15 protein-coding genes and 1 pseudogene are annotated in these 17,040 nt (G+C 52.3%); 2 read left to right on the forward strand and 14 right to left on the reverse strand.

Translation table 11 applies throughout. From position 1 onward, the window contains the following. The 14 genes and pseudogenes from QVO97_RS01515 to QVO97_RS01580 form a co-directional block, all read right to left on the reverse strand. Positions 1-496: pseudogene (locus tag QVO97_RS01515) on the reverse strand (hypothetical protein); the annotation flags it as partial. 195 nt (positions 497-691) lie between these two features. After that, positions 692-1,612, reverse strand: a complete 921-nt coding sequence (locus tag QVO97_RS01520) for a nucleotidyltransferase family protein (protein WP_022358659.1) — start codon at positions 1,610-1,612, stop codon at positions 692-694. 205 nt (positions 1,613-1,817) lie between these two features. Then, the gene (locus QVO97_RS01525) at positions 1,818-3,059 is read right to left on the reverse strand and encodes a glycoside hydrolase family 10 protein (protein ID WP_022358660.1); all 1,242 of its coding nucleotides are present in this window, start codon (positions 3,057-3,059) and stop codon (positions 1,818-1,820) included. Positions 3,060-3,390: 331 nt separating this feature from the next. Beyond that, positions 3,391-4,062 (reverse strand): V-type ATP synthase subunit D, encoded by a 672-nt coding sequence (locus tag QVO97_RS01530; protein ID WP_022358661.1) that lies wholly within the window; start codon positions 4,060-4,062, stop codon positions 3,391-3,393. Between the two features lie 113 nt (positions 4,063-4,175). Beyond that, positions 4,176-5,549 carry a V-type ATP synthase subunit B gene (locus QVO97_RS01535; RefSeq protein ID WP_022358662.1) on the reverse strand — a complete coding sequence of 458 codons (1,374 nt, stop codon included), beginning with the start codon at positions 5,547-5,549 and terminating at the stop codon, positions 4,176-4,178. Beyond that, a complete protein-coding gene (locus QVO97_RS01540) occupies positions 5,550-7,319 on the reverse strand; it encodes a V-type ATP synthase subunit A (RefSeq protein ID WP_022358663.1) in 1,770 nt (589 codons plus the stop codon). It abuts the gene before it with no gap. Positions 7,320-7,343: 24 nt separating this feature from the next. Beyond that, positions 7,344-7,664, reverse strand: coding sequence for a V-type ATP synthase subunit F (locus QVO97_RS01545; RefSeq protein WP_022358664.1), 321 nt, complete (start codon positions 7,662-7,664; stop codon positions 7,344-7,346). Next, positions 7,657-8,631 (reverse strand): V0D/AC39 family V-type ATPase subunit, encoded by a 975-nt coding sequence (locus QVO97_RS01550; protein ID WP_022358665.1) that lies wholly within the window; start codon positions 8,629-8,631, stop codon positions 7,657-7,659. Before QVO97_RS01550 ends, QVO97_RS01545 begins: the two co-directional genes overlap by 8 nt. A gap of 27 nt (positions 8,632-8,658) precedes the next feature. Then, the gene (locus tag QVO97_RS01555) at positions 8,659-9,252 is read right to left on the reverse strand and encodes a V-type ATP synthase subunit E (RefSeq protein WP_022358666.1); all 594 of its coding nucleotides are present in this window, start codon (positions 9,250-9,252) and stop codon (positions 8,659-8,661) included. 45 nt (positions 9,253-9,297) lie between these two features. After that, positions 9,298-9,765 (reverse strand): V-type ATP synthase subunit K, encoded by a 468-nt coding sequence (locus QVO97_RS01560; RefSeq protein WP_022358667.1) that lies wholly within the window; start codon positions 9,763-9,765, stop codon positions 9,298-9,300. Positions 9,766-9,767: 2 nt separating this feature from the next. Beyond that, entirely contained in the window at positions 9,768-11,783 is a 2,016-nt protein-coding gene (locus tag QVO97_RS01565; RefSeq protein WP_022358668.1) for a V-type ATP synthase subunit I, read from the reverse strand. A 19-nt stretch (positions 11,784-11,802) separates the two neighbouring features. Then, positions 11,803-12,144: a hypothetical protein gene (locus tag QVO97_RS01570; protein ID WP_288188606.1), complete on the reverse strand. Its 342-nt coding sequence runs from the start codon at positions 12,142-12,144 to the stop codon at positions 11,803-11,805. A 303-nt stretch (positions 12,145-12,447) separates the two neighbouring features. Next, positions 12,448-13,389 carry an AEC family transporter gene (locus QVO97_RS01575; RefSeq protein ID WP_022358670.1) on the reverse strand — a complete coding sequence of 314 codons (942 nt, stop codon included), beginning with the start codon at positions 13,387-13,389 and terminating at the stop codon, positions 12,448-12,450. Between the two features lie 424 nt (positions 13,390-13,813). Continuing rightward, positions 13,814-14,686: a methionyl aminopeptidase gene (locus tag QVO97_RS01580; RefSeq protein WP_022358671.1), complete on the reverse strand. Its 873-nt coding sequence runs from the start codon at positions 14,684-14,686 to the stop codon at positions 13,814-13,816. A gap of 351 nt (positions 14,687-15,037) precedes the next feature. On the opposite strand from QVO97_RS01580, the gene QVO97_RS01585 reads away from it, so the two are divergent. Beyond that, positions 15,038-16,303, forward strand: a complete 1,266-nt coding sequence (locus tag QVO97_RS01585; protein ID WP_022358672.1) for a sensor histidine kinase — start codon at positions 15,038-15,040, stop codon at positions 16,301-16,303. A 1-nt stretch (position 16,304) separates the two neighbouring features. Then, entirely contained in the window at positions 16,305-17,015 is a 711-nt protein-coding gene (locus QVO97_RS01590) for a response regulator (RefSeq protein WP_022358673.1), read from the forward strand. Positions 17,016-17,040 lie beyond the last annotated feature (25 nt).

The raw sequence follows: 17,040 nt of genomic DNA on the forward strand, positions 1-17,040 counted from the left end.
CCGGGCGCGGTCCCGGCGGCGGACTCCATGGACGGCGCTCCTGCGCGGTCAGATTCGGCTCATCCGCCTCCCACACCATATATCCAGCGTTTCCGCCCTTCTGTTCGCCCCGAAGTGGTCCATACCATACATCATTTCCAGGAAGATGCGGCTGTATGCTGGTTCCCGCCAGATTCTCTTCTCTTTCTCCACCAGGAGAATCTATTTTCAGGGAATTTTCCACCATCGCCGTTCCTTCTTCTGTGGATACGGTGCCCACGTCCGCCGCCTTCATATAGGTCGTCAGTGTATCCGTCCTTTCCGTTCCAGCCGGATAAACTTTCTGCCATTTTTCCAGTGCCCGTTTTGTCAGTTTTTCCAGAAAGATCCGATCCGGATATTCATCATAGATGGGACTCCCCTCATACTCCAGCTCATCACAGACTGCTTCCACGCAAAGCTGCATCTGCTTACATGCAGCCGGATAAAGACTCTTAAAATATGCAAAATCCTGCATCGGACTGCCATTCCCCCTTAATTCAAGGCTTACATGGTATCCTATGCAGGATTTATGCGTATCATGTTATTCTCACGTACCGTTTTTCACGTTATCCTCTGCACAGCCGAATCAGCTGTTCCATTTCGCAGTATCGTTCTCATGATGTTTTATCTTTTTAAATAATTCTGTTTCTTTAAACTGTTCCTCAAATTATCAAAACAGTTTTTCCGGGTACACGCCCTCACGGATCAGCGCCCGGATCGACTCCGTCACGCTCTCCTTATCCTCACGGTAGGTCACACCAAACCAGCAGTCGTGCGTCTCCAGAAGTTTCACCCTTGCGCGCCCGTCGTGGATCATCTGATCGATGATCGTCGGAAGCAGGTACTCCGACTTCACGTCGCCCTCTTTCAGCCCCGCAAGAAACTCTGGAAATCCTTTTTCCAGCTCCTCCACAAAGCCCGGTGTGAGTCCCCACATATTCATCGATACATGCTGGTTCTCCTGAACCGAAACCGGATTCCCCTCTTTGTCCGTCGCCGTCATGCCGTCCGCTGTCTTCTGGATATTGTAGGTTTCGGTTACGCGTTTTAAAATCTCTCCCTCGCCCACCTCACAGACGCCGCGTGTCACGCCGCCGTTCTCGCTGAGCGTATTTGCCAGAATAAAGCCGCCCATGCAGATATCATACACCGGTGCGTTCACGTCCATCTGTTCCACCATGTATGTATGAATCTTTCGGAACACTTCTTTTCCATAATAATCATCCGCATTGATCACCAGGAATGGCTCTTCGACCAGTCCGCGGATGCTCAAAATCGCCTGTCCAGTTCCCCACGGTTTTTTCCGGTCTGCCGGGACACTGAATCCCTCCGGTACATCCGAAAGCTCCTGGAATGCGTATGTCACCGGCGCAATCTTCTCAATCCGGTTCCCGATCACTTCTTTGAAGTCCTCCTCCAAATCATGACGGATCACAAAGATAATCCGGTCAAATCCAGCTTCCAGCGCGTCATGGATGGAGTAATCCATAATGATCTCCCCATTCGGACCCACCGGCTCCAGCTGTTTGATCCCTCCGCCAAAACGGCTTCCGATTCCGGCTGCCATAATGACAAGTGCTGTTTTTTTCATCTTCCCTCTCCTCGTCCGTATATTTTCTGCCATCTGAACATTATGTAAACAACAACATTTTTACTGCAATCGTATGTCCAGTATAGCACAGAACCCCTGTGGTTGCAATCATCCACAGAGGTTCCCATTTCCACAATTAAATGCGAAGCCACGGCAAATTCCGTTACTGGGCACGTATGCGTGAACAGTAACTATCAGGGAGCACTTAATGGAACAGCGCCGTCACATTCGCCACTTCCTCCGCTGCCGCCGCACGCGTCAGGGACGATAAATCATAGAAGCAGTAACCGCTCACCTGTCCGGTTGCCCGTCCAGTCTGCACCTCGCGCTTCATGATATCATGATACCGCTGCCACTCCGGCACCTCGTTGCCGTCCACTGCATCTGTTCCGGTCTTATAGAGCGCCAGACCGACATACAGCTTCACATTGCCCTTCTTTTTCAGCGTCACCCACTCATTCAGGCAGTTTGCAAACGCATAGCCCGCTGCCTGGCCGTTCTGCTTCGCCTCAAATCCCCAGTAAATCTGCGGCATCAGGTAATCCACATAGCCGCTCTGGGTCATCCACGCATCCACATCTGTAAACTGGCGGGTATCTTTTCGGAGGTTCTGTAAATACCCCTCCGGGCTGATACCGAACAATGCCTGCGGACGGATCGACTTGACCACACTGTAAACGCCCCTTACCAGCTCATTGACATTATTCCGTCTCCACGCCGCCACACTCAGCGATGTGCCGCCCGCCTGGTACTCCGGATAATCAAACCATGTTTCCGCCTTGCTGTCATCGAGATTCGGATAGAAATAATCATCAAAATGGATGCCGTCCACCTCATAATTCGTCACGATCTCTTTCACACCGTCAATAATCAGCTGGCGCACCTGCGGAATCGCCGGATTGTAATAATACTCACCATTCTGGCACAATACCCACCGGTCATTCGAACTGTCCCCGTCCTTCGCCCACGCGATCGCCGGATTTGACGCACACAGATCCGAATAACGGTTCAGATACCCCGTGATCCGGTACGGATTGATCCACGCATGAAGCTGCAGGCCCCGCTGATGCGCCGCCTGCACCGCATATGCCAGCGGATCATACCCCGGATTCTTTCCCTGTTTTCCAGAGGCAAATTTCGACCACGGGAAATACTGTGACGGATACATCGCATCTCCATCCGGGCGAACCTGTAGGAAAACCGCATTCAACCCCTTCTGTACACAGAGATCCAGTGTCTGATCCATCGCTTTCTTATATCCAGCCTCATCCTTCGCCCATCCATTCCAGTCCAGATACGAAACCCAGACACCTCTCATCTCTCCACTTCCAGGACTGCCGCCCGATACCGGACCCGCATACGCCTTCGAAACCGGCAGGAACAACATCCCCACCGCCAAAAGAAATGCTGCCACCCAGCCAATCGCCCTCTGTACCTGCTTTGCCATGCAAAATTCCTCCCCTCATTTCCTCCTATTCTACCAAATATTTCCAATAAATACTTTACTTTTTTCTGTCTCTTTTATTTTTCCAATACACAGGGACGAGCCCGCGAGGTCCGAACCGCCTTTCATATATCTTTGTACGCATCTTGAACACAGGTGTCCGAACAGGGCGGACGCAGTCCGTCATGGGCGAACATCTGTAGTGAAAGCAAGCGAACAAAGGTATATCGAAAGGGCGGTTCGAACCTCGTGGGCTCGTCCCGTCATTTTCACAACTATGTGCAAAAAACCTCTCCTGACAGCCCTAAAGCCGCCAGAAGAGGCATTTTCATCATCACGAACAAAGCTCCCGCTTCTCCTTATAATGATGCTTCTCCTCCAGCATCATATCCTTCACCTTCATCAGGCGGATCTGCGTGCTTCTCTCATTTTCATCCAGCTTCATCGTAATATATTTGATATTTTTGCGCGCCTCCGGAATAATTACGTGTTCCAGCGCATTGACTCTCCGGCGCGTTTTCTCGATCTCGGCTGCCATGAGCTGGCAGGCTTTCTCTGTCTCGGACAGCCGCAGCATATCCGGCAGAATGTCCGCCAGCGACTTGACTGCCCCGTCCAGATCGCTCGAAGTAAACGCAAATCCATACGAGTAAATATCGTTCTCATCCGCCGTCCGGGTCTTATAATGGAACACCGGAATATCGACGCTCATTACGTTTTTCTTGTCTGCTTCCAGATAAACCGCCTGTTTCGGCGCGGCAAGCGCGGTATTTAACGCCTGCTCGGACATCCCGGCTTTAGCGATGACGAAATTCACATTCGCACTCCGGATGCCCGCCTCCACTTTCTGGCGCAGCGCCATATTTTCCCGGACCAGATCCAGGAACTGGCGCATCAGCTCATCCCGCTTATCCTTCAGCAGTTTATGCCCCCGCGTGGCTGTCGCCAGCTTCTTTTTCAGCCTCGTAAGCTCCATTCGGGTCGGGTTGACCTGTGTCGATGCCATGCGTACCACCTCTCTCCTGCAATCACTTTGTCACGACAGATCCGCCAGCTCCCGCAGCCGCGTTATGACACGCCACTTTCGTTTTCAAGCGCATCCGCCATGCACAGGCATTTTTACTCTTTCCCATAATACAGATCCAGATACTTCTCATCGATACGTTTCAGCTCGCTTCTCGGCAGGATGGAAAGCAGTTTCCAGCCAATCCGCAGCGTCTCCTCGATATCGCGGTCCGTATTGTAGCCCTGGGAAACATATTCTTTTTCAAAGGCGTCCGCAAATTTTGCATAGATTAAGTCAACATCGGACAATGCCGCCTCGCCCAGGATCACCATGAGTTCCTTCGCTTCCTTGCCGCGCGCATACGCCGCAAAGAGCTGGTTTAAGGTGTTCGAATGGTCGGCACGCGTCTTGCCCTCGCCGATTCCCTTATCTTTCAGACGGGACAGCGACGGAAGTACGTCAATCGGCGGTGTGATGCCCTTGCGGTACAGATCACGGCTTAAGATAATCTGTCCCTCGGTAATATATCCGGTTAAGTCCGGGATCGGGTGCGTCTTGTCATCCTCCGGCATGGTTAAGATCGGAATCATCGTGATCGAACCATTCTTGCCTCTCTGGCGTCCGGCTCTCTCATACAGGGATGCAAGATCCGTGTACATATAACCCGGATAACCACGGCGTCCCGGAACTTCCTTGCGGGCAGCCGAAATCTCTCGCAGCGCATCCGCGTAGTTCGTGATATCCGTCAGGATAACGAGAACGTGCATATTTTTCTCAAATGCCAGATACTCGGCAGCCGTCAGCGCCATACGCGGGGTCGCGATACGCTCAACCGCCGGATCGTTTGCCAGGTTGATAAACAGGACGGTACGGTCGATCGCGCCCGTCTCCTTAAAGCTCTCGGTAAAGAAATGCGCTTCCTCAAAGGTGATACCCATCGCCGCAAAGACAACGGCAAACGGTTCGTCCGTGCCGCGCACCTTCGCCTGTCTCGCAATCTGGGCTGCCAGATTCGCATGCGGCAGACCGGACGCCGAGAAAATCGGCAGTTTCTGACCGCGGACCAGTGTATTCAGACCATCGATCGCGGAAACACCCGTCTGGATAAACTCCTGCGGATAGCTTCTCGCCGCCGGGTTCATCGGCAGACCATTGATATCGCGGCGTTCCTCCGGCAGGATCTCCGGACCGCCGTCGATTGGATTGCCCAGACCGTCAAAGACGCGTCCCAGCATATCCTCCGATACGCCAAGTTCCATCGTTCTGCCTAAAAAACGCACCTTACTATTTGAAAGGTTGATACCCGTGGAACTCTCAAAAAGCTGTACCAGCGCATTGCCGCCGTCGATCTCCAGCACCTTGCAGCGTCTCTTTTCGCCGCTCGCCAGCTCGATCTCACCCAACTCATCATAGGTAACATTTTCCACGCCCTGCACCAGCATCAGAGGACCTGCAACCTCCTGTATGGTTCTATATTCTTTCGGCATTTAGAATGCCCCCTTTCCAGCCGCATCGGCAACCTCTTTCGCAAGTTCATCGAGGACCGCCTGATACTCTTTCTCCACGTCTTCTGCCTTCGTATATTTAAAACGTCCGATCTGCTCGCGCACCGGCATCTTGATGAGATTCTGGATGGAAGCGCCGCTTTCCAGCGCTTTCTTCGACTGCTCATAGAACGCCAGCACCAGCTTCATCATGCGGAACTGTTTCTGCAGTGGTGTATACGTGTCAATCTCATGGAAGGAGTTCTGATGCAGGAAATCCTCACGGATCGAGCGCGCCGCTTCCATTTTCAGGCGGTCGATCGGGGACAGTGCATCCATGCCGACCATCTTTACGATCTCCTCCAGCTCTGCCTCTTCCTGCAGAAGGCTCATAAGACCCTGGCGGCAGCTCATCCACTCATCCGATACATTCTCATCAAACCATTTTCCCAGATTGTCCACATACAGGGAATAGCTGGTCAGCCAGTTGATCGCCGGGAAATGGCGCTTGTATGCCAGCGCTGAATCGAGTCCCCAGAATACCTTGACGATACGCAGCGTCGCCTGGGAAACCGGCTCGGAAATATCGCCGCCTGGCGGGGATACGGCTCCGATTGCGGACAGCGCGCCCTCGCGTCCGTCCCTGCCAAGGCAGATGACATGACCGGCACGCTCATAGAACTGTGCCAGACGGCTTCCTAAGTAGGCCGGATAACCTTCCTCGCCCGGCATCTCTTCCAGACGTCCCGACATCTCTCGCAGCGCCTCCGCCCATCGGGAGGTGGAATCCGCCATCAGTGCCACCGAATAACCCATGTCGCGGAAATACTCTGCGATCGTGATACCCGTGTAAATCGATGCCTCGCGGGCTGCTACCGGCATATCCGAAGTATTGGCAATCAGCACGGTCCGCTGCATCAGGGAGTGCCCGGTCTTTGGATCCTTTAACTCCGGGAACTCATTTAAAACATCCGTCATCTCGTTGCCGCGCTCACCGCAGCCGATGTAAACAACAATGTCCGCTTCCGCCCATTTCGCCAGCTGGTGCTGGATGACGGTCTTGCCGCTTCCGAACGGTCCCGGTACGGCTGCCACGCCGCCCTTGGCGATCGGGAAGAATGCGTCAACGACACGCTGTCCGGTAATCAGCGGTTTTACCGGCGGCAGCTTCGTCTGGTACGGACGTCCGCGCCGAACCGGCCATTTCTGCATCATTGTAAGCTCTTTTTCGCCGTTTTCCGTCTCAATGACCGCTACAGTTTCCTCCACCGTAAATTCACCGCTCTTGATCTCTTTGACGGTACCTTTTACACCATACGGCACCATAATCTTATGCTCAATGATCAGCGTCTCCTGCACGGTACCGATGATGTCGCCTGCTTCCACGCTGTCGCCCGCTTTCACGGTCGGCACAAACTGCCATTTCTTATCACGCTTTAAAGACGGAACCTCAACGCCGCGCTTTAAGTTGTTGCTGCCCGTCTCCTTCATGATATCGTCCAGCGGCCGCTGGATTCCATCGTAGATACTCGTCAGGAGTCCCGGTCCCAGTTCAACCGAAAGCGGCACATCCATCGACTCTACCGGCTCGCCAGGTCCTAAACCGGAAGTCTCCTCATATACCTGAATCGACGCTTCATCTCCGTGAATCTCTATGATCTCGCCAATCAGACGTTCGTCGCTGACGCGGACGACGTCAAACATATTGGCATCCCGCATCCCGCTGGCGATAACCAGCGGTCCTGCTACCTTCTTTATCGTTCCTTTGCTCATTGGAAGGTTTCACCCACCTTTCTATCATGCATCTCCAAACAGAATATCCGATCCAACTGCCTGTTCCACCGAATGCTTGACCGACTCCACGCCTTTTCCCGTATTCCCGGAAATCCCCGGAATCAGGATCACGGACGGAAGCGGCTGTTCCCGGTAGCGGTCGATAGCTGTCTCAATCCCGGCAGCCGCCGCCTCGGTGATATAGATCACCGCGTAGGAACCAGAAGCCAGTTCCAGAAATACTTTCTCCGTCTCTTTTACATCGGACACCGGAAATGTCTCCAGTCCCAGCGCCGCAAATCCGTAGATGCTGTCGTAATCTCCGACTACTGCAACCTTATACATACATCTCCCTTATCCTTTCCCGAATCTGTTCCTCCTCAAGACCGTTCAGACGGGCGGTCAGGATGATACGGACCGTTTTAATCTCATTTTCCTTCGCCAGCACATAGGCAACCAGCGGTCCCGCCGTAAACGGGTTGTATTTCTGCGGCTTGATCGTCTCGATCAACTGATTGTCACACCACCGCTCAAACGCCGACGGCGATTCCTTTAATGCCTGCGCGCCGCCCGCATAGCGGGTTCCTTCCAGATACTCGCAGATCGCGCCGGCGCCGCCAAGAGCCGCCTGTGACAGGCGCTCGATATTCAAGCTATCGCACGGTGCCATCGCGCGCCGCATAAAATCCAGATGTTTTCCTGTCTTCTGGGATCGCACCGCTATCTTGATATCCGCCACCGCGACCGTCGTCTCGGCATAATCGCGGATGATCGCGTCGGACGCATTCTTTCCGCACTCATAGATAGCTGCGAGCGCCGCCCGGTCAACGATGATATCGCAGAGCTGCCCGTCGCTCGTGTGCAGAAATGTCTCGCTGGCTTCCTTCGCCGCCTCCCGCATATGTGCCGGAAGCGCCTGCCAGTCCTTCTCCGCCACGATCTTCGCCATCCGCACGCCGTCCACCTCGCAGTCGTCAAAATAGACATTGCCGTGGCTGCCCGGCGCCGCCGCATCCTTGATCGCCGCCTTTAAATTGTGGTAGAGATCCCCGTAGGAAAGCACTGCCAGGATCGCGTCGTCGCCCTTCAAAAGGTCGCGGACCGTCTCCCAGGTTTTCGTCTTCTCCCGGGTCAGGATCGCCTCCGCGCTGAGCGGTGTATCTGCATCCCCCCAGCCGTGTTCGGTCAGGAAACGCAGTGCCCCCTCGTAGCTTTTTACGGACAGCAGCTGTTCAATCTGTGCGGAGGAAAAAAGCCCATTTTCCAGTGCCCGGATCCGGGCGACCGCGTAGGCATATTTTGTATCAGACATATAAGCCCTCCTTACCTTCTCCCGCCGTTATCCAAACAGCATCGCATGTACCTTGTCCGCCAGCTCATCCCGCTGCGACGCAAACAACGCCCCGGCAGAACAATTTTCCTCGACACCGCCATACACCAGAACAAAGCCCCCGTCGATCTCCCTCGGTTCTTTTTTCAGTACCAGGCTTCCGCCCTTTTCCTGCGCCGTCTTCTCTATCTTTGCCGGAAAATCATCCGGCATCCGCTCTAAATCACGTTTTGAAACATAGATTTCTCCTGCCCGATCCGTCACGAACCGGGAAAGAAGCTGCTCCATCCATGCAAAATACGCCTCATCCGGCTTTGCCAGCAGCTCCTTGTGTGCCGCCGCAAGCATTTCCTCGATGATCGCCTGCTTTGCCGCAAGGATCGCCTGGCGCTTCTTTAGCGCCGCCGAAGAACGAAGTCGTTCCTCATAGCTTTTTTCACGCTGCGCCGCCGATTTCGCCTGCTCTTCCTCCAGCTTTTTTACCTTTTCACCGGCTGCCGCAAGGGTCGCCTCCGCTTCACCGGCTGCTTTTTCCTGAATCGCAAGCGATTCCTGCTTTGCATCGTCAAGGATCTGAGCAATAATCTTATCTAATCCATTCATACGCTTCACTCCTTAACTGATTTTGATTCTTTCCGCCATGCCAGATTACAGTGCATTGATTGCCAGAATCGAAACCAGAAGTGCCAGAATCGCATAGGTCTCAACCATCGCCGGGAACAGCATCGCTTTACCAAACTGTTCCGGTTTCTTCGCTACAATACCGATGGAAGCAACCGACGTTCTTCCCTGATGTCTCGCCGATACCAGACCAACCACGCCGATCGGAAGGCATGCTGCCAGATATAAGAGTCCCTGGGAGATCGACATGCTCATGTCAGCGCCGCCGCCAAGAAGACCAATCTTAGAAAGAGCGATGAAACCAACCAGCAGACCGTAGATACCTTGGGTACCCGGAAGCAGCTGGAGCAGAAGCACCTTCGCGAATTTATCCGGATCCTCGGTTACGACTCCGGCTGCTGCCTGACCTGCCACGCCTACTCCGTAGGCTGAACCCATACCTGCAAGAATAACCGCCACTGCAACTCCCAACAATGCAAATACAATTCCGCTCATATTTAATCCTCCTTGATTTCCACGTATTTTGTTATCTGCTTAAACGGACGGAAGGCCTTTCCGCCACCCTCATAGAATTTTCCGAAAAACTCGACGTACTGCAGACGGCAGGTATGCACATACGCGCCGAGCAGGTTGATCGCCAGGTTAAACAGGTGTCCAAAGCAGAATACCAGTATAAATACAATCACGCCAAATACATTATTTCCAACCATACTTCCCATCTGGTTGATAACCGATGCGATAACGCCGGTTGCCAGTCCGAGCGCCAGAAGGCGCGAGTAGGAAAGCACATCCGACACCCATCCGGTAATATTGTACAAATCATATGCGCCAAGCGCCAGCCGCAGGATCGGATTCTTCTTGTCGCGCGCCGACATCACCAGAATTCCCAGCGCGCCCGCGATCGCCATTCCCTTTGCCAGCGAATTAAGCACCGGCGGGAATACGATATTCATCTGCGCGATGGAACCAAACAGTTCCGTCGGAAGCAGCATCAGGATCAGCCCCAGAAGCAGGAGGTACCAGAGTACCACATCGCAGATAAAATCCACAACCTTGCCATCCTTTAAGAGCATATATCCTTTCAGTCCCAGCCCCAGAAATAAGTGAATCACGCCAAATAACATCGAATAAACCAAAAGCTTCATCGGGTCATTTAGCGGAACAAACCAGAGCGCCGGTATCGTCACCGTATGTCCAAAATATGTCCGGCTCACGATGTCCACCGCATCTCCGAAATAACCGCCAAACATGACGCCCCAGAACAGGGTCGAAAGTCCGCAGTACATAAAGAGCCGCAGTGATTTCCGCAGGTTTTCTTCCATCCTTGGGAATTTCTTAAGTGCCAGGAAGCACATCAAAAATACAATAAATCCGTATGCCGCATCTGAAAGCATCAGACCAAACAAAAATACATAGCACGCTGCCATGATGCCGGTCGGGTCCATCTCCCCCTTCGCCGGTAAACCAAAGGACGCGGTCACGCCCTCCGCCGACGCCGCGAAGGTTCCGTTGGAGAGAAGCACCGGTGCTTCCTCATCCTCCGGCACATCCGAACTTTCCACTGCAAGTTCAAACCGGCTATTCAGCTTCTCCTCCAGTCCTTTCGCATCGCGCTTCGGGATAAATCCCGTGATCATACACGTTTTTTCCGACTGTAAGATCTCGCCGAGCGCCTCATACTTCTGTGCCCTCAGGCGGTAATAGTCGGATAACAATTTCAAATCTTCCCGCGCCGAAGCGCACTGTTTCAGTTCTTCTTCCGTCGCTGCCGCGCGTCCCTCATGCTCTGCCGCCTGCGCTTTGAGTTTCTTAGCGTAAGCTGCCGGAACTTCCTCCACCGGACGCGCCGGACGGGCAAATCCAATCGACCGGAGTGCTGTCTCCAGCTTCTCCTCGTCCTCTTTCAGGCAAATTACCGCAATGCAGGTCTGGTCGGCGTCGCTTCCGACAACCTCCAGCTCCCATTTTTCAAGCTGCGGCTCCTGTTTTGCCACCGAAGCGTAAATTTCTTCCTGCGTATAAGCGCCTCCGCTGACCGCGCCGACTAAGATAGCACACCGTTTCGTCTCCTGATACGCAAGTGGAATCTCCAGCTTCTGCCACGGTTTCAGGCTTTCCGCCTCCGCCAGCAGTCTAAGCGCCGCAGTCTTTTCCTCCGTGATCTGCTTTTGCAGGTTCAAAATGCGTTCCGCCTGACCTAAAAGCGCCTCTGCGTTCGCCTCCGTCTCCCGGTACGCGCCTGCCTTTGCAAGCGGCTTTCCGGCAAGCCCAGCAAGCATCGATGTTTCCTCCGGAACCACCGCGGCAAGCACTTCCAATGCGCGGTCCGCCGTCGCCGCATTCCGCTCAAACTTCTGCCGATCCTCCAGCGTATCCGTCCGCTTAAATACCTCGTCCGGCTCCGCCTCCGCTGTCAGCTCCAGCACTCCGGCAGCCTGCAGAAACTCCATCAGGGACTTACGGTCCTTCTTCAGGGCACAGATACATAGCTTTTGCATCTGCAATACTGCCATATCTACATCCCTCCATTCACTAGACCAGTTCCGCTATGAGCCGGTCAACCACCTCTGGTTTCCGTCTGTCCGCCGTCTCTCTGAGCGTCTGACACTCCGCATCGGCTTCTGCCAGTGCCTGTTTTACGTACTCCTCCCCTCTGAGAGTCAGTTCTTCTTCCTGCTTCGCAGCTGCTTCTTTCCCCCTTTTCTGTGCATCTGCGAGCATTCGATCCGCTTCTGCCTCCGCCTCCGCCTTAACGCGGCGTGCATCCTCCGAAGCCTGCGCGACCAGTTCCGATGCCTTCGCCTCTGCGTCCTCGACCGCCTGGATCGTCTCCTTGATCATTGAACCACCACCTTTTCCCCTAATTTTTTTCAACAATAATGCAATATCCTTATTATGTTTCACATCCTCCCATTCCATACAATTCGCTGATTCGAAGCATCAAAAGCACATGGAAAATAAATAAGTTTTCTCGCATTTGTATACTATTATAACTTTTTCGTTCAGTTTTGTCTATTAAATGTTTTAATTTTGAAAAGATTATACATACACCTTAATTTATGAAAAAAAATTTCGGTTCTCGTGAAAAACAGTGTTTGTTTACACAAAAAAAGCTGCCAGACAATTGTTGCTCTTCCACAAACCACTGTCTGGCAGTCCCCTATTATATATTTATTTTTATGCGAGCCATCCGATCGAATTAAGGAAATAGACCCACAAAAAGATCGTCACAACCGAGGCGACCGTGCTCAGCACGACAAACTGTCCCGCCAGCTCGCCGTCGCCGCCCATGTTCTGCGCCATCGCATAGGACGCCGTCGCAACCGGAGTCGCGTACATTTCAAAGTAAACAAAACGTTCCACACCGGAAAAGCCGAGCAGCGTCGCAACCGCCAGAATCACTGCCGGCAGGATCACCATCTTGACGGTCATCGACGGAACCACATATTTCAGATTGCCGCCGATCGCATTGAAATGCAGCGTTCCGCCCAGTACGAACAGTGCCAGCGGCGTTGTCAGATTGGCAAACTGCTTGATCGGTCCTTCCACGGAAACCGGAAGTTTAATCCCTAACATATGGAAAATAAAGCCCATGAGCGCGCCGCGGATCATCGGATTTTTCAGGATATTCTTAATCAAAACGAAAACCGGGACCTTGCCGCCCCGGAACAATTCCAGAATCACGACCGCCGTTATGTTGTAGACCGGGATCACGATCGCCACCATCATCGTCGCCAGCAGTGTTCCCTCCTCACCGAACACGCTGGTTGCCAGCGGAATGCCGAACAGGACGAAATTGCTGCGGTAAATCGCCTGGATGATAACGCCGCGCCGCTCATTTTCCTTTACCAGACGCGGAACCACAGCAAGCAGAACCGCCTGCAAAAGCAGCACGCTGATAATGGCGACTGCCACCAGACGCAGATTTAATGTCATTCCCTCCGGAATGGAATACAGGTTGTTAAACATCAGAATCGGAAAGAATGCCTGAAAGATCACTTTATTCAGGCGCTTCATAAAATCCTCATCCGCCAGCCCCGACATCCTGACTCCATATCCAAATGCGATATAGAGCAGAAACGGAAGGACTGTATTAAGTGCAAATAAAAAATTTTCCATATAATTCCTGCCACTTTCTTCTTAATTGCTTTGTTCTGGACGCGGTTTCTATCCAGTCAGGCCGCACCCCTTTAATCACCAGATTTATTATATACCCCATCCAAGAAATCGACAAGAAAATTTCAAGCGCGCCAGCCTCATAAACAGTTCCGAAAAAGTTTCGAATTATGTAATACTCGTTTAGATTTATTTTAGATATTGGTCAAAATATGGACACAATTATCCAGTATTATAATGGCATAACATCAATGAGGCAGATGGCACTAAGAAATGCGCGCAATTGTTATCTGGCTCGACTAACAACAATTTCCTTTATATAGATATTTCTTCACAGTTTTTTATCCCCCTTCGGCTGTGAAGAACGCCCACCTTGGGTACAAAAAAGAGACGGTTTGACGCCGTCTCTTTTTATGTACTCTGCAAGCTACCAGGAAAGCACCTCATGACCATCCTCAGTTACCAGCACCTGGATCTCCCACTGGGCGGATGCTTTTCCATCCTTCGTGTATACACTCCAGTCGTCGTCGCCATCCACGAATACCTCCTCGGTTCCCTCGTTGATCATCGGCTCGATCGTGAACATCATGCCCGGTGCAAACATCATACCGGTGCCTCTCTGACCAATATAGCCAACCCACGGATCCTCATGAAACTCGATACCAACGCCGTGACCGCCGATCTCTCGAACCACAGAATAACCATTTTCTTCCGCATGCTTCTGGACCGCTTCCGCCATATCACCCATGAAGCCCCACGGTTTTACCTGCTCCAGACCTAATTCCACGCACTCTTTGACAACGTCCACCAGTTTTTTATGTTCCGGGCTGACATTTCCGATGCAGAACATACGGGAAGAATCCGCATAATAGCCGTGATAAATGGTCGAAACATCCACGTTGATGATATCGCCATCCTTTAATACGACATCCGCTGACGGAATGCCGTGGCAGACCTGATCATTGATGGATGTGCACACGCTCTTCGGGAATCCTTCATAGCCAAGCGGCGCCGGGATTCCGCCCATGCGGGTCGTCTCATTATATACCCACTGATCGATCTCCTCGGTTGTGACGCCAGCCTTGATATGCTCAGCCACATAATCCAGAACTGCCACATTGATCTTGCAGCTCTCGCGGATCCCCTCGATCTGCTCCGGGGTCTTGATCATGTCGTGATCCGGAATCTGGTGTCCGGCATCCGCCGCCTCCATCAGCTTCTCATCAAATGCCTCATGGCAATGTTTGTACTTCTTTCCACTTCCACACCAGCACAGATCATTTCTTCCTAATTTTTTCATCTTATTTTCATTCCTTTCGCCCTGCACTCCGGCAGCCCGTTTGTCACTCTCTAACAGGCGGGTCAGCCTGCTTCCCTCAATCGGGAGACTGTTTGGAGTTTAACACACTGACGCTGAAAATGCAATGAAATCGCCCTTATCCAGCTAGATTCTCAATAATCATGTTCCTGTTCACACACATGTGTGCCCAGTAACGCGATTTTTCTCCTCCGTCCACCGTCTTTCTGTTTTTATCCCAAATTTTCACGATTTTTTCAACTTTTTAACAGTCTTCCTCTCTATTTTTCAGAAGAAACATTGTATAATAGAAGCATCCATATGAATTTTTTGAAAGGAGACTTTCTTTATTTAATGAAACATTCAAGCAAACCTTCTGTTCCTGGAACTTCCAATGAAACCTTCCCGAAAACAGAATCAACCAGCAGCCTTCAAGGCTCAGCCGAACCCAGCTCTCCGGATACCAGCATTTCCAATGGCGGCGAAACACATCCATCCAAAATTGACGCCTTAAAAAATTGGTTCCGGACCCGCCCAATCGTCGAAAAATTCTGTGCGCTTCCGACATACATACAAAGCTGGGGACTTACCTTGTTTTTCATGGGTACCGCCACGATCATCGCATTCTGCTTTTTTTATGTGCTCAAAAATCCGACTGCCAACATCGCGCTGACCTACATTCTGGCGGTCTTTTTGGTAGCGCGTTTTACGGACGGATACAGCTTCGGCCTGTTCTCCTCCTTTGTCGGCGTCGTCTGCGTCAATTTTCTGTTCACGTATCCGTATTTCGCGCTGGATTTCACGATGGCCGGCTATCCGATTACCTTCGTGGCAATGTTTTCAATTTCCAGCATTACAAGCGCCATCACAAGCAACATGAAAACGCAGGCACGCGTGCTGGCGGAACGTGAAAAGATGCTGATGGAAGCAGAAAAAGAAAAGATGCGGGCGAACCTGCTGCGGGCAATCTCCCACGACCTCCGCACCCCGCTTACCAGCATCATCGGTTCCAGTACCGTATATCTGGAAAATGGCAGCAGCCTCCCGGAGGTTGAGAAAAATGCACTGGTGCGCCATATTCTTGAGGACTCTAACTGGCTCTTAAACATGGTCGAAAACCTGCTCTCCGTCACGCGTATCAACAATGAGACGGCAAAGGTAACTAAGACCTCGGAACCGGTCGAGGAAGTTCTCTCCGAGGCGATGATCCGCTTAAAAAAGAGACTTCCAGATGCCAATATCCATGTGCGCGTGCCGGAGGAATTCCTGATGGTCCCGATGGACGCCGTCCTCATCGAACAGGTTCTCATCAACCTGCTGGAAAATGCCGTTGTCCATGCTGAAAGCACCGAGCCGATCGAGTGCTATGTGGAATCACTTTCCGACTATGCGGTTTTCCACGTGCGCGATTACGGCGTCGGCATCCCGCCGGAGAAGCTGGCAACCATCTTTGACGGCTCTTCTTCGACGACCAGCACTTCGCCGGATGGACGAAAGGGCATGGGAATCGGGCTTTCCATCTGTAAAACGATCATTCTCGCCCACGGCGGCGAAATCAAGGCAATCAACCACACGCGCGGTGCCGAATTTTACTTTACCCTTCCAAAGGAGGACAAATAACATGACACACAAACTTTCTATTTTATTAGTAGAAGATGAAAAAAACATCTGCGACTTCATCTCCACCTCCCTGTCCGCACAGGATTACCGCATTTCCACCGCACACACGGGAAAAGAAGCACTTCCGATCATCACGTCCCAGTGCCCGGATCTGATTCTCCTCGACCTGGGGCTTCCAGACATGGACGGCATGGAGATCATCCGCCAGGTCCGCACCTGGTCCAGCGTCCCGATCATCGTCCTCTCCGCCCGCACGCAGGAACAGGAAAAGGTACGTGCGCTCGACCTCGGCGCGGATGATTACCTGACCAAGCCGATCGGCACCTCCGAGCTTCTCGCGCGCATCCGGACTGCCCTGCGCCACAGCAACCGCCTAAACACGGATTCTCCGCTTTATAAGCGCCCATTCCATGCAAGGGGACTGACGATCGATTTTGAAAAACATCTGGTATCGGTTGATGGAAAGGATGTCCATCTGACGCAGATCGAGTTTAAGATTATCTCCCTGCTGGCACAGAATTCCGGCAGGGTCATGACGTATGATACGATTATTTCGAATATCTGGGGGCCGTATGCGGACGATGATAACAGTATTCTGCGCGTGAATATGGCGCATATTCGAAGGAAACTGGAGCAGAATCCAGCAGAACCGCAGTATGTGTTTACAGAGATTGGGATTGGATATCGGATGATTGAGGATGAGATGCAGTAATAGATAGATTGATTGATTGTCGTGA

It is taken from the genome of Clostridium sp. CAG:43 (assembly GCF_000434655.1).
GTDB lineage: Bacteria > Bacillota > Clostridia > Lachnospirales > Lachnospiraceae > Otoolea > Otoolea fessa.